General features: G+C 72.4%; 13 protein-coding genes. All 13 read right to left on the reverse strand.

The window, feature by feature from the left end; genetic code table 11:
* Positions 1 to 112: 112 nt before the first annotated feature.
* Positions 113 to 601, reverse strand: coding sequence for a 2-amino-4-hydroxy-6-hydroxymethyldihydropteridine diphosphokinase (folK, locus tag ACCP09_RS26615; RefSeq protein WP_017985431.1), 489 nt, complete (start codon positions 599 to 601; stop codon positions 113 to 115).
* Entirely contained in the window at positions 598 to 960 is a 363-nt protein-coding gene (gene folB, locus ACCP09_RS26620) for a dihydroneopterin aldolase (protein WP_433751271.1), read from the reverse strand. The genes folK and folB overlap by 4 nt, the downstream gene beginning before the upstream one ends.
* The gene (folP, locus tag ACCP09_RS26625) at positions 953 to 1,786 is read right to left on the reverse strand and encodes a dihydropteroate synthase (RefSeq protein ID WP_433751274.1); all 834 of its coding nucleotides are present in this window, start codon (positions 1,784 to 1,786) and stop codon (positions 953 to 955) included. Before folP ends, folB begins: the two co-directional genes overlap by 8 nt.
* Entirely contained in the window at positions 1,783 to 2,385 is a 603-nt protein-coding gene (folE, locus tag ACCP09_RS26630; RefSeq protein WP_027933620.1) for a GTP cyclohydrolase I FolE, read from the reverse strand. Before folE ends, folP begins: the two co-directional genes overlap by 4 nt.
* Entirely contained in the window at positions 2,375 to 4,726 is a 2,352-nt protein-coding gene (ftsH, locus tag ACCP09_RS26635; RefSeq protein ID WP_433751277.1) for an ATP-dependent zinc metalloprotease FtsH, read from the reverse strand. The genes folE and ftsH overlap by 11 nt, the downstream gene beginning before the upstream one ends.
* Positions 4,727 to 4,925: 199 nt before the next feature.
* Positions 4,926 to 5,729, reverse strand: coding sequence for an ESX secretion-associated protein EspG (locus ACCP09_RS26640; protein WP_027933618.1), 804 nt, complete (start codon positions 5,727 to 5,729; stop codon positions 4,926 to 4,928).
* A gap of 336 nt (positions 5,730 to 6,065) precedes the next feature.
* Complete coding sequence (locus ACCP09_RS26645) at positions 6,066 to 6,866, reverse strand: ESX secretion-associated protein EspG (protein WP_027933617.1); 801 nt, start codon at positions 6,864 to 6,866, stop codon at positions 6,066 to 6,068.
* Positions 6,867 to 6,903: 37 nt separating this feature from the next.
* Complete coding sequence (locus tag ACCP09_RS26650) at positions 6,904 to 8,229, reverse strand: hypothetical protein (protein WP_400983798.1); 1,326 nt, start codon at positions 8,227 to 8,229, stop codon at positions 6,904 to 6,906.
* Between the two features lie 20 nt (positions 8,230 to 8,249).
* Complete coding sequence (locus tag ACCP09_RS26655; protein ID WP_020422650.1) at positions 8,250 to 8,618, reverse strand: hypothetical protein; 369 nt, start codon at positions 8,616 to 8,618, stop codon at positions 8,250 to 8,252.
* Between the two features lie 136 nt (positions 8,619 to 8,754).
* Complete coding sequence (gene hpt / locus ACCP09_RS26660; RefSeq protein ID WP_020422651.1) at positions 8,755 to 9,309, reverse strand: hypoxanthine phosphoribosyltransferase; 555 nt, start codon at positions 9,307 to 9,309, stop codon at positions 8,755 to 8,757.
* Positions 9,310 to 9,312: 3 nt separating this feature from the next.
* Complete coding sequence (tilS, locus tag ACCP09_RS26665; RefSeq protein ID WP_123684628.1) at positions 9,313 to 10,272, reverse strand: tRNA lysidine(34) synthetase TilS; 960 nt, start codon at positions 10,270 to 10,272, stop codon at positions 9,313 to 9,315.
* Complete coding sequence (locus ACCP09_RS26670; protein WP_123684627.1) at positions 10,269 to 11,321, reverse strand: zinc-dependent metalloprotease; 1,053 nt, start codon at positions 11,319 to 11,321, stop codon at positions 10,269 to 10,271. The genes tilS and ACCP09_RS26670 overlap by 4 nt, the downstream gene beginning before the upstream one ends.
* A 19-nt stretch (positions 11,322 to 11,340) precedes the next feature.
* Positions 11,341 to 13,263, reverse strand: a complete 1,923-nt coding sequence (dacB, locus tag ACCP09_RS26675; protein ID WP_433751285.1) for a D-alanyl-D-alanine carboxypeptidase/D-alanyl-D-alanine endopeptidase — start codon at positions 13,261 to 13,263, stop codon at positions 11,341 to 11,343.
* Between the last annotated feature and the right edge of the window lie 71 nt (positions 13,264 to 13,334).

Below are 13,334 nucleotides of genomic sequence, written 5' to 3' on the forward strand. Positions count from 1 at the left end.
TGGCATGTCAACTCACGCGGGTGCGGAGGTTGCGGCCCTGGCTCAAGGTGATCGTCCAGTGTCAGGCGACGGGATGACCACCCAGCTACCTTGGGTTTGGTTCAAAGATCGCTCAGCGCGGGAAGGGCTGCAGCAGGCGCACCGAAGCGCGGTCGGAGTCGGGGCGCGCCGCCAGCAGGTCGCGGACACTGCCGTGGCCGGGCAGCACCGCGGCCGGGTCGATTTCCAGCCACGGGATCAGCACGCTCGCGCGCTCCGGCGTCCCTGGGTGCGGCAGCAGCAGCTCCGGGTCGTCCGAGCGCACCCCGTCCACCGTCACCACGTCGACGTCCAGCGTGCGCGGCCCCCACCGCAGTTCGCGCACCCGGCCTGCCCGGCGTTCCAGCTCCTGGCCAGCCCGCAGCCACGCCCACTCGTCCCGCGCGGGATCGTCCACAATGCACACCGCATTCAGGAAATCCGGCTGGTCCTCGACGCCCCACGGTTTCGTTTCGTACACACTGGACACCGCGACCACCGCGGGCCCGAAGAAACCGATCACCGACTTCAGGTACGCCAGCCGGTCGCCCAGGTTCGACCCCAGCGACAGGACCGCCCTCACCCGCGCTCCCGGTGCACGGTCACCGCCACGTCCGCGAAGTTCAGCGGGATCGGCGCCGACGGTTTGTGCACCGTCACCTCGACCGCGGACAACCGCGAATCCTTCAGCACCTCGTCCGCGATCCGGCCCGCGACGCTCTCGATCAGGTCGTACGGCTCACCGCCGACGATATCCGCCGCCAGCTGCGCCAGCTCGCCGTAGTGCAGGGTCTGCGTCAGATCGTCCGAAGCGGCGGCAGGCGCGAGGTCCAGCCACGCCACGACGTCGACGACGAACTCCTGCCCGTCCCGCTTCTCGTGCTCGAACACCCCGTGCCGCCCGAACACCCGCAGCCCGGTGAGCGTGATCCGGTCAGGCACGCCCGCGCCTCCACGCCGCGGCGACCGCGACCGCGTCCAGCGACGCACCCACGTTGTGCACCCGCACGCCCCACGCCCCCTTCACCGCGGCGATCGCCGACACCGCCGCCGTCGCGTCCTCCCGGCCGTCCGGCGGCCGCGGCGCACCGCTGTCGTCGGCCAGCAGGCTGCCCAGGAACCGCTTGCGGGAAGCGCCCACCAGCACCGGGAAACCCATGTCCAGGAACACGTCCAGGCGGTTCAGCAACGCCCAGTCGTGTTCCGCGCGCTTGGCGAACCCCAGCCCGGGGTCGATGACGATCTTCTCCGGCGCGACCCCGGCGGCCAGCGCCGCGTCGACCCGCGCCTGCAACTCGCGCCGCACGTCCTCGACCACGTCGTCGTACTCGGCCAGCGCGTTCATGTCCTTGCTGTGCCCGCGCCAGTGCATCAGCACCCACGGCGCCTGGCTGCTCGCGGCCACCTTCGCCATGTCCGGGTCGGCCAGGCCGCCCGACACGTCGTTGATGATCTCCGCGCCCGCGTCCAGCGCCGCCTCCGCGACAGCCGCGCGGGTGGTGTCCACCGACAGCCGCAGGCCGTCGGCCGCCAGCGCCCCCACCACCGGCAGCACGCGAGCGGTCTCGGTCTCCGCGTCCACCCGGGACGAACCGGGCCGGGTGGACTCGCCGCCGACGTCGATGATGTCCGCGCCGCGCTCCCACATCTCGTGCGCGTGCGCCAGCGCGGCATCCAGGTCGAGGTACCGGCCGCCGTCGGAGAACGAGTCCGGCGTGACGTTCAGGACGCCCATCACCAGACAGCGGTCCGGCGCCCCGGTGGTCATCGACGGCCCTTGATCAGCTCCAGCGCCTCCGCCCGGGAGGTCGCCGACGTCTGCAGCATGCCGCGCACCGCCGACGTCGTGGTGCGCGCGCCCGGCTTGCGGATCCCGCGCATCGACATGCACAGGTGCTCGGCCTCGACCACGACGATCACCCCGCGCGGCTCCAGCTTCCGCACCAGCGCGTCGGCGATCTGCGACGTCAGCCGCTCCTGCACCTGCGGGCGCTTCGCGTACAGGTCGACCAGCCGGGCCAGCTTCGACAGACCGGTGACCTTGCCGTGGCTGTTCGGGATGTAACCCACGTGCGCGACGCCGTGGAAGGGCACCAGGTGGTGCTCGCACGTGCTGTACATCGGGATGTCGGTGACCAGGACGAGCTCTTCGTGCGACTCGTCGAACGTGCGCTCCAGCACCGACGCCGGATCCGTGTACAGCCCGGCGAACATCTCCCGGTACGCACGGGCGACCCGGGCCGGGGTGTCCCGAAGGCCCTCCCGGTCCGGGTTCTCGCCAACGGCCTCCAGCAGCTCACGCACCGCTTTCTCGGCACGCGCCTGGTCGAAGACCGGCCCCTCCCCGGGCGTCAGCTCACTGTCGATCTTGACCGTCCTGCTCGTCGGGGTTCCGCCGGTGCTGGCCCTGGCCCTCCTCGGAGCCACCGAACCAGTCGCCCTGCCGCGGCTGCTCGCCCTGGTTCGGGCGCCACGGGGTCTGGCCACCCGGCTGGGTCGCCGGGGTCCAGCCAGGAGGCGCACCGTAGTTCGGCGGACCGGACTGGTTGCCGCCGTTGTAGGGCTGCGGCCACTGACCGGTGCCGTTCGGACCGTACGGACGGCCACCGCCGTTGGGCGGCGGGTAGTTCCCGCCCGACGGGGGCGCGTACGGGTTCGACGGCGGTTCCGGCTGGCTGTAAGGCGGGCCACCGGGCAGGTCGCTGCCGCCCGGCGCGGTCCCGACCGGCGTCGGCACCTGACGCGGCGCCGGCTTCTTCTCCGGCGGCGGCCACGGCTCGCCGCGCTCCATCGCCAGCTCGCCCGGCGTCTTGATCGGCGGCTTGTCCGACGGGGTGCGCTCACCGAACTCGTTGAAGACGGTGATGTGCGGCCGCTTCTCGACGGTGGCGAAGATCCGCTCCAGGTCCTTGCGGCTGAGCGTCTCCTTCTCCAGCAGCTCCAGCACCAGGTCGTCGAGCACGTCGCGGTAGGTGTTGAGCACCTCCCACGCCTCGGTGTGCGCGGTCTCGATGAGCTTGCGGACCTCTTCGTCGATCTCGTGCGCGACCTCGAGCGAGTAGTCCGCCTGACGCCCCGCGGAGCGGCCCAGGAACGGGTCGCCCTGGTCCTGGCCGTACTTCACGGCGCCGAGCCGGGCGCTCATGCCGTACTCCATGACCATCGCCTTGGCGATCTTGGTCGCCTGCTCGATGTCGGAGGACGCGCCGGTGGTCGGCTCGTGGAAGACCAGCTCCTCGGCGGTGCGGCCACCCATCGCGAACACCAGCCGGGCGATCATCTCGGACCTGGTCATCAGCTGCTTGTCGTCCTCGGGGACGACGAGCGCGTGCCCACCGGTCCGGCCGCGCGGCAGGATGGTCAGCTTGTACACCGGCTCCAGGTCCGGCATCGCCCACGCGGCGAGCGCGTGCCCGCCCTCGTGGTAGGCGGTGATCTTCTTCTCCTGCTCGGAGATGATCCGGCTCTTGCGCGCCGGCCCGCCGATGACCCGGTCGACCGACTCCTCCAGCGCCGCGTCGGTGATCACGTGCCCGTTCTGGCGGGCGGTGAGCAGCGCGGCCTCGTTGATGACGTTGGCCAGGTCGGCGCCGGACATGCCCACGGTGCGCTTGGCCAGCGCGTTCAGGTCGACGCCCTGCGCCAGCGGCTTGCCCTTCGAGTGCACCTCGAGGATGGCGCGGCGGCCGGCCAGGTCCGGCGCGGACACCGGGATCTGCCGGTCGAAGCGGCCCGGGCGGAGCAGCGCCGGGTCCAGGATGTCCGGGCGGTTCGTCGCGGCGATCAGGATGATCCCGCCGCGCGAGTCGAAGCCGTCCATCTCGACGAGCAGCTGGTTCAGGGTCTGCTCGCGCTCGTCGTGACCGCCGCCGAGGCCGGCGCCGCGCTGGCGGCCGACCGCGTCGATCTCGTCGACGAAGATGATGCACGGGGCGTTCTGCTTGGCCTGCTCGAACAGGTCGCGAACGCGGGAGGCGCCGACACCGACGAACATCTCGACGAAGTCCGAACCGGAGATCGTGTAGAACGGCACGCCGGCCTCACCGGCGACGGCGCGCGCGAGCAGCGTCTTACCGGTGCCGGGCGGGCCGTAGAGCAGCACACCCTTGGGGATCTTCGCGCCCAGCGCCTGGTAGCGGGCCGGGTTCTGCAGGAAGTCCTTGATCTCGTAGAGCTCTTCGACCGCCTCGTCCGCGCCTGCCACGTCGGCGAACGTCGTCTTCGGCATGTCCTTGTTCAGCTGCTTGGCCTTGGACTTGCCGAAGTTGAGGACGCGGTTGCCGCCGCCCTGGGCGTTGTTCATCATCCACATCAGCAGCAGGAGCAGCAGGCCGAGCGGGATGATGTAGTACATGATCTGCGTGAAGAAGCCCTGCTGCGTGACCGTGGTGGTGAACTTGACGTTCTTGTGGTCGAGCAGCTTCTGGTAGATCGAGCCGGTCGCCTCCGACGGGAACGGCGTGATGATCTGGTCGACCTGCTGGCCGTCGACGTCGATCTTGTTCGTGAGCGACAGCTTGAGCTGCTGCTCCTTGTCCTCCAGGTTGGCTTCCTTCACGTTGTTGTCGTCGATCTGGGCGATCGCCTGTGAAGTGGGGACCTGGGTGTATCCACGGTCGCTGTCGAAGAGGGTGTTGACCGCGAGGAAGATCAACACAACCGCGACGATCCACAGCAGCGGGTTCCTGAGCAGGCGCTTCCGGTCCATATGCCTCGGCCGTTCGGCCTCGACCCTCCCTGGCTAGGCGGTAGATGTCACATCCGCCGTCACGGTGTAGACAACAACTTGCGGTGTGCGAGGAACACCCCGTCCATCCAGGGTACAGTCCGGCCGACATGGGCACCTGCACGAGTCTCAAGCAGGTCAACGGCCGGTGCCGCGGTCTGGTTCCCCGGAGCGGTTCGGGTCAGTTGCCCGGCTCGGTTGTGACGCCCGCCACCATCTCGCCCAGCCTGGTGCGCAGCGTTTTCGCGTCCGCGGAGGAGACGGTCACCCACTCCCGCCCGTCGGCGCCCGGCCGGGACAGGCTCAGGTACCGGCCGGTGGCCGTGTCGAACCAGCCCAGCACCGGTGACCTGCGACGACCGCTCACCTCGGACCTGCTGTTCGCGGCCAGTTGACCGCCACGCAGCCGCGGCTGGCCGGCGAGCCGGGCGTAGGCCTCGCGCGGGTCGGAGGAGCCCTCGGACAGCGACCGGCGCCGCGGCTTCGGGTCGCCGCCGACCGGGACCGCCGCCCTGGCCGGCTGAATGCGCAGCGCCTCGTCGACCGGAAGTGTGATGGAAGCCTCCGTGCCGCGCGTGCCCGGCGGCAGCAGGTCGACGACCGTCGAGGCCAGCCCCTCCGGGAAGGCGGGCCGGATCCAGATGCCGTCGGCGTCCTGGATGGCGACCACGCCGAGCGTGCCGTCGGTGGCGGCGAGGATCGACACCGGTGGCACCTGGAAGTCCGGGATGTGCACGGCGTCGATGCTGGTGGAGCCCTGCGCCAGCACGCGGAACCAGTCCTCGACCCGCGGGTCGAGGCGGCCGTAGTGGTCGCGCAGGCCGCGGGCCTTCAGCTCCTCGTGGGCCCGCTGCCGCAGCCGCGCGCGCTCGTCCATGGTCGCGCCGTGTGAGCGCACCTGCAGCGGGTACGGCAGCTCGCCGATGCCGGCCGCCTCCCAGAGGAAGTCGAACGTCATCGGGGTGAAGAACTCGGGGCGGTTCACCGGGCGCTCTCCGGGGTCGGGGTCTCGCCGGCCGCGCTGACCAGCATCTCGCTCAACCGGTGCCGCAGGTTCGCCGCGTCCGCGGGGCCAACGGTGAACCGGCACCGCACGCTCGCGAGGTCAACCGGGGTGGCGGCACATCGCCCACCAGCCTGCCCAAAACGGCTCACCAGGCACCACCCGGCGCCAGCGTCTCGCCAGCCGCGCTGACCAGCATCTCGCTCAGCCGGTGCCGCAGGTTCGCCGCGTCCGCGGGGGCGATGGTGGACCGGCACCGCACGCTCGCGAGGTCAACCGGGGTGGGGGCGCATCGCCCACCGGCCTGCGCAGAACGGCTCACCAAGCACCACCCGGCGCCAAGGTCTCGCCGGCCGCGCTGACCAGCATCTCGCTCAACCGGTGCCGCAGGTTCGCCGCATCCGCGGGGGCGATTGTGATCCAGTCGCGGCCGTCGTGCCCGCGGCTGGCCTGCGTGAAGTAGCGGCCGTCGTCGGTGTCGAACCAGCTCAGCACCGGCGGCCTCGTCTTCGCGCCACTGCGGCTGCGGGCGTTGGCGCCGATCTGCCCGCCGCGCAGCCGCGGCTGGGCCTGCAGCCGGGCCAGCGCCTTGCGGTCGTCGTCCGCGCTGGTCCGCTCGCCGGCCGCGGCGCGGCGCTGCAGGAAGTCGGCCCCGGTGGCCGTCATCAGCTGCTCGAGCGGCACGGTGATCGACTTCTCGCTGCCCCGCCGGGCGGCGGGCAGCAGGGACACGATGGCGCTCGCGAGGCCGTCCGCGGGCATCGGCTGGAAGTGGAAGCCCCGCTCGTCGTGCACCGCGAGCACGCCGCGCCCGGCGAGCGCCGCCGCCACGGCGAGCAGCGGACGCGCGTCCGGCGCGGTGATGTGCACGCTGTCCAGGCTGGTCTCCGACCCCGCCAGCACCTCGAAGAACTCCTCGACGTGCGGCGCGGGGCGGCCCCGGCCGTCGGCCGCGCCGCGCGCGGCGAGCCGGTCCAGGGTCTGCCGTCGCAGCTGCGCGCGCTCGTCCATCGTCGCGCCGTGCGAGCGCACCTCCAGCGGGTACGGCAGTTCGCCTGCTCCGAAGGACTCCCACAGGAAGTCCAGTTCCAGCGGAGTGAGCAGCTCCGCTCGCGCCATCAAGTCCCTCTTTCCCGGTTCGCGCGGTTGCGCCGGATCAGCGGTCGTCCTCGTCGTTCCAGGCCCCGATGACCGGCGGCGCGGTCGCCACGTTGGCGCCGAACGCCTCGTCGGGGTCGGCCTCGACGAGGAAGGAGGCACGGGTGTGCTCCTCGTCCTCCGAGCCCTGCGCGCCGGCACCCATGCCGCCGCCCATGCCGGACGCCGGCGGCGGGGTGCCTGCCCCGCCGATGGTGCCACCGGTGTTCATGAGGCTCTGCTGGGCCTGCTGCTGCGCGTTGCCGTGGGCCTGCTGCGACTGGTCCGAGCTGGCCGCCGTCTCGTCGGTGGCCGGGCGCTCCTTGGCGCCGGACTTGCTGCCGCGGCCGAGAGCGGCCTTGCCACCCACCGCGGCGAGACCCGCCGTGCCGAGACCCGCCACCGCGCCCAGCGCCGCCGCACCGCCGCCACCGGACGACGTCGGCACCGCGGTCACCTGACCCGCGCCGGAAGCCGCGCCGGCCGCCGGAGCGGGAGCCGCCGGGACACCGTGCGGACCAGGGACACCGCCGGGCTGGCCACCGGCGGCGAAGCCGGCCGCGCCGGCGCCCGGGATCCCGGTGGTGACGCCGCCGACCGGGCCGAGCCCGACCGATCCGAGGCCGCCGGGCACCGCGCCGGAACCGGCCCCGACGGACTGCGCCGAGGTGCCGCCGAAGCGGCCGTCCGCAGGCAGGCCGAGCGACTCCGGGCCGAAGCTCGGGGTCGCGCTGTCCACCTCGGCCATCGCCTGGGTGTAGGCGTTGAAGTACTGGACCTGCTGGGCGTGCACGGCGCGGGCCTCGTCGGCCTGCACCTTCATGTCGGCGACCATCGCGGCCGGACCGCCGGCGAGCATCGCCGCGGTCTGCTTGGCCGGGTCGAACTCCTTCGGCGCGGGCATCTTCTTCACCTCGGCGGCCGCCGCGGCCTGCTGCGCCATCCGGTTCGACATGGTGTGCGCCGCGTCGCCGGCCTGCTTGCTGGAGTTCGCGATGCCGACCAGCGCGCCCTGCGCTGAGCCGGAGCCCTGCCCGATCCACGCGTTGCCCAGCTCGGCGATCGCGTTGTACAGGTCGTCGGCCGCCTGGTGCAGGCTGTCGCCGTGGGACTGCCACTGCCGCCCGGTGGCCTCGGCCGTGGCCGGGTCGTTGTTCTGGGTGGCGCCGAGGTAGAGCTGGTTGCTCTCCTGCGAGGCCCAGTTCGGCGGGCTGGCGATGGCGCGGTCGCCGCCGTAGGTGAACCCGCCCGCGCTGTTGCGGGCCTGCTGCACCAGCGCGGCGGACTCGCCGTTGTCGCCCAGCTGGACGGCCTCGCCTCTGGGCTCGCTGCTCGGAGAAGTCATCGTGATCGGTCCCCCCGGGTTCAGACCTGACGACCGGACGCCAGCGCGTCTTCGGCGGCCTGCTCGATCTTGTCGTAGTGGCTCATCGCCGCGACGATGGCGTCCTCGGCCTGCTGGTACTGGTTGTAGAGGTTGCGCAGCGCGGTCGCGTACGACTCGCCGCCCCCGTCGGCGCGCTGCACGAACTTCGCGGCGATGGCGTTACCGACCGGGTTGTTGCCGAGCTTGGGCGGCTCGGCCAGGGCTCCGGCGTTGCGCAGCAGGTTCTCCACCTGGTCCTTGCCGAGGCGGATCTTCTTCAGAACCGCCTGCGCGGCGTCCGGGTCGACCCCCAGCTGCCCGTTCACGGCGGCGTTCCGGAACGCCGCGGCGTCCGCGTAGCTCCCCATCAGTTCTCCCTACCCCACGTCCGTACCGCATCGCGGCGCGTCACCCTCGTTCGCGTAGGTTAACGCACCGCACCGACAGTTATGACGCGTTCCGGCACGTTCGGGTTCACGAATTTCCGGTGCTCACGCACCGTGTTCAGGCGCCGTACACCTTCGGATCAAGGGTGCCGATGTAGGGCAGGTCCCGGTAGCGCTCCGCGTAGTCGAGGCCGTACCCGACCACGAACTCGTTGGGGATGTCGAAGCCGACGTACCGCACCGGCACGTCCACCTTGACCGCCTCCGGCTTGCGCAGCAGCGTGACGACCTCCAGCGACGCCGGGTTGCGGCTCGCCAGGTTCTTCAGCAGCCAGGACAGGGTCAGTCCGGAGTCGACGATGTCCTCGACGATCAGCACGTGCCGCCCGGTGATGTCCCGGTCGAGGTCCTTGAGGATCCGCACCACGCCGGAGGACGACGTGGACGAACCGTACGAGGAGACGGCCATGAACTCCAGCTGCGCCGGCATCGGCAGCACCCGCGCGAAATCGGTCATGAACATGACGGCGCCCTTGAGCACGCCCACCAGCAGCAGGTCGCCGGCAGAGGTCTCGCGCTCGTAGTCCGCGGCGATCTGCTTGGCGAGCTCGGTGATCTTGTCGTTGATCTGCTGCTCGGTGATGAGGACGGAGGCGATCTCGCCTTCGTACACGGGTCAGTCCCCTCTTGTTTCCGGTGGATTCATGGCAAGCCTGCCATGCGTCCGGGTCACCACCAAGCCGCCGGGTAGCCAAACGCCGCCCTGGCCGCGCCACCGCGCGACCAGCGCGTCGACGGACCGCAGGTGGGCGTCGGTGAGGTCGCGCGCGCCGTGCGCGGCGAGCCAGTTCCGCAGGATCCTCCTGCGGAGGGATGCGGGCAGCGGCGCGAGTTCCCCGATGTCCGGTTTTCCGTGCCGTGCCAGGAAGTCCGCGGCGAGCGCGTCGAGCGCCTCGGAATCCTCCCTGAGCTGGGCGGCCGTACGGGCCAGTGCCGCCGCGACCCCGCCGTTGAGGACGTCTTCCAGCAGCGGCAGCACTTCCGCGCGCAGGCGCACCCTGGTGTAGCGCGGATCGCTGTTGTGCGGGTCCTCCCACGGGGTCAGGCCGAGCGCGCGGCAGGCGTCCCGGGTGGTCGCGCGGGGCACGTCGAGGAGTGGCCTACCCCACGGGAGATCCACAGCACGCATGCCGGCGATCGAGCGCGGACCGGAGCCGCGCCCGAGTCCGAGCAGGACGGTCTCGGCCTGGTCGTCGCGGGTGTGGCCGAGGAGGACGATCCCGCGGTGGTGTGCGCGGAGCGCGGCATAACGGGCGTTCCGGGCGGCCGCTTCCGGTCCACCCGGGCCGGTCACCTCGACGGTCAGGACTTCGGCGGAGTCCACTCCGAGCTTGCGCGCCGTCCCGGCCGCCTCCTCGGCCACGCGCGCGGAACCCGCCTGCAGGCCGTGGTCCACGACCAGCGCCCGCACCGGCAGCCCGAGCCGCCGCCCGGCGAACACGGCGGCCTCGGTGAGCGCCAGCGAATCGGCCCCGCCGGACAGCGCCACGTCGATGGCGGGCACGCCGGGGCACTCCGCCAGCAGGTTCCGCACCGCGCGGCGCACCGCGGCGACCGCGGGGTGCGGCCCGGTCACGGGTGGACGCGCCGCACCCAAGCCTCGGGATCGGCGATCTCGGCCCGGGTCGGCAGCGTGTTGGGCGAGGTCCAGACGGCGTTGAACCCGGCCATCCCGACCCGGTCGACGACGTGCCGGGTGAAGGCCGCGCCCTGCGCGTACTGGCGGATCTTGGCGTCCACCCCGAGCAGCGCCCGCAGCAGCCGGTCCAGCAGGCCGCCGCCCTTGCGCCGCTCGGTGAACCGCGCGCGGATCGTCTCGACGCTGGGCACCACGCTCGGCCCCACCGCGTCCATCACGTAGTCCGCGTGCCCTTCGAGGAGCGTGGACAGCGCCAGCAGCCGGTCGAACACCTCGCGCTGCTCGGGCGAGCGCAACAGCTGCCCCACCGCGACCAGCCCGTCCGCCTTGGCGCGCCGGGCCTCGCGCAACGCGTCCGGCAGCCTGCCGAGCAGGTCGGCCATCCCGTCGTCGTCGCCGGTGAGGCCGCCGACCAAGCGTTCGACCTCGTCGGCGAAGTAGTCCCGCAGCCAGCCGACGGCGGTGAACTGCAGCCGGTGCGTGCTCTCGTGCAGGCACACCCACAGCCGGAAGTCGCGGCCCGGCACCTGCAGCGCCTGCTGCGCGGTGACCACGTTCGGCGCCACCAGCAGCAGCCGGCCACCGCCGTCCGGGCCGCCGAACGGGTCGTACTGGCCCAGCACGCGCGAGGCCAGGAAGGCCAGCACCACGCCGGTCTGCACGCCGGCGCCACCGGCCAGGACGGGCCCCAGCGGCCCCGCCGGATTCGGCGGCAGCGCCTTCGCGGTGAGCGCGTCGAGCCCGGCCGCCGCCGAGCGCACCCAGCCGGGCCGGTCCACCACGTCACCGGGGAGCAGCGGCAGCCCGGCGCCCAGCCCGGTCAGCTCGCGGACGTGGGCCTCGGCGTCGAGCGACAGCTCCCGCAGCTCGGTCACGGCCAGGCCGGCTTCCTCGCGGGAGACCACCGGCCCGCCACGGGCGAGGAAGGCGCCCGTGGAAGCGGCCAGTGACCAGTCCACGACCGGCCGGGACGCAACCTCGCTCATCGTGTTCACCTTCCCGAAGCTATCGGCAACCACAGCCCCTCAGCGAGGCCGCGACGACGTCCAGTGCCGCCCGCGCGGGGTCCTGGTCGGCGCCGTCGGACATCAACGCGAACACCAGGACCCTGCCGTCCTCGTCCAGCACTACCCCTGCCAACGTGTGGACGCCGGACAGAGTGCCCGTCTTGGCGCGGACCCACCCCTTGCCGGACCGGGAGTTCGGCGCTTCGTAGCGGTCGGCGAGGGTGCCGCTGCCGCCTGCCACCGGCAGCCCGGCCAGCATCGGGCGCAGCTTCGCGGTGCGCGGGTCCTTCCCGTCCGGTCCCGCGGCGACGGCCAGCACCTGCGCGAGCAGCTTCGCCGGGACGCTGTTCTGCGGGGACAGTCCGCTGTTGTCGCTCAGCTTGACCTGCGAGACGTCGAACCCGTTCTGCGACAGCACGGACAGGGTCGCCTGCGCGGCGCCGGCGAACGACGCGTCGGCGCCGGTCGCGACGGCCGTCATCCGGCCGATCGCGTCCGCGAGCGTGTTGTCCGAGGCCTCCAGCGCGTGCGCGATCAGTTCGCTCAGCGGCGCGGACTTCACCTCGCCGAGCACCTTCGCGTCCTGCGGCGCCGTCGCCTGGCCGGACGCGGTCGCGCCGAGGCGCTGCGCGAACGTCTGCAGCACGGTGTTCGCCGGCTGCGCGACCCGCACCGAGTGGTCGTTCGTCGGGTCGGTGAGGCCGCCGTCGAGCATCACCGGGGTCATCGCGGCGGTGTAGATCGGGGCGTCGTCGGGCGCCCAGCCCGGCGCGGTCTGCGCGCCGGACCAGATCGAGGTGTCGATCTGGACCTTCTTGATCGTGCCGCCGCTGGCCTGCTTGACCTGGGCGACGAGGTCGTCGAGGTGGGCAGCGCCGGCGTACACCGACTGCTGCCCGGCGGGCAACGAGGACAACGTGATGTCCCCGCCCGCGACGATGACTGCGGTGTCCGGCGAAGAGCCCTGCACGACCTTCGTGCTCAGCTGCGTGCCCGGGTCCATCGCGAGCAACGCCGCGGAAGTGGTCAGCAGCTTGGTGGTGGACGCCGGGGTGCGGAACTGGCCGGAGTTGCGGTCCCACAGCAGCTCGCCGGTCGCCGGGTCGATCACGGCGCCGGTGAGCGTGCCCAGCGCGGCATTCGCGGCCGGGCCGGCCAGCGCCGAGGACACCCCGGACGACGTCGGTTCCGGCGCCGACGCGCTGGGCGCCTTCAGCGAGAGGGCCACCGGCACCGGCTCCGGGCTGTCGCCCTTGGGCAGGTTCGGCGCCCACGGCAGGCCGAGCCGGTTGGAGACGTACGGCGTGGCCAACGCGGCGCCCACCGCGACGACCAGCACCAGCGCCACGATGCTGCTGATCAGCACGCCCTTGCGGCGGCGCTTCGGCTCCGGCTCGGGTTCGGCGGGCGGTTTCTCATCCCCGGTGGTCGCCTCCGCGGGGTGAATTTCGCCGCTGGGCTCGATGCGCATCGGCTGCACCGGCGGGACGGCCGCGGGCGGCACCGGCTGCGACGGCTCCTGGTTCGGCGCGGGCTGCGGCCGGGACTGCGCCGGTTCGGCAGGCTGCTGCTGGGCGGGCTGCTGCGGCTGCTGCGCTGGTTGGGCGGGCTGCGGCCGGGGCTGGGCCGACTCGGCGGACTGCTGCGGCTGCGGCCGCGGGACCTGGTGCGGCTCGGTCTCCTGCTCCGGCACCTGCCGCAGGTCGATGACCTGCGTGCTTTCCGCGTCCGGCTTGGCCGCCGGGATGAACTGCGTCTTCTCCGCGTCCCGCTCGGCAGGCACGAACAACGTCGGCGATTCGGGCAGGGAAACCTTGCCGGGCACCGGCAGCTGGGCCGTGGCGCCGCCGTCAGCGGAACTCTCCCCGCTGCTGACGTCGGTGTCTTCGGACGGCCACTCTGGCTGTTCGTTGCTCGGCACGCACCCCTCCTCCAGACCGGCGACACACCGCGGGCAAACTCACTGTTGTCAAGACGACATCGGTGCGACTT

This window comes from Amycolatopsis sp. 3B14 (genome assembly GCF_050958625.1).
GTDB classification, from domain to species: Bacteria; Actinomycetota; Actinomycetes; order Mycobacteriales; family Pseudonocardiaceae; genus Amycolatopsis_E; species Amycolatopsis_E thermoflava.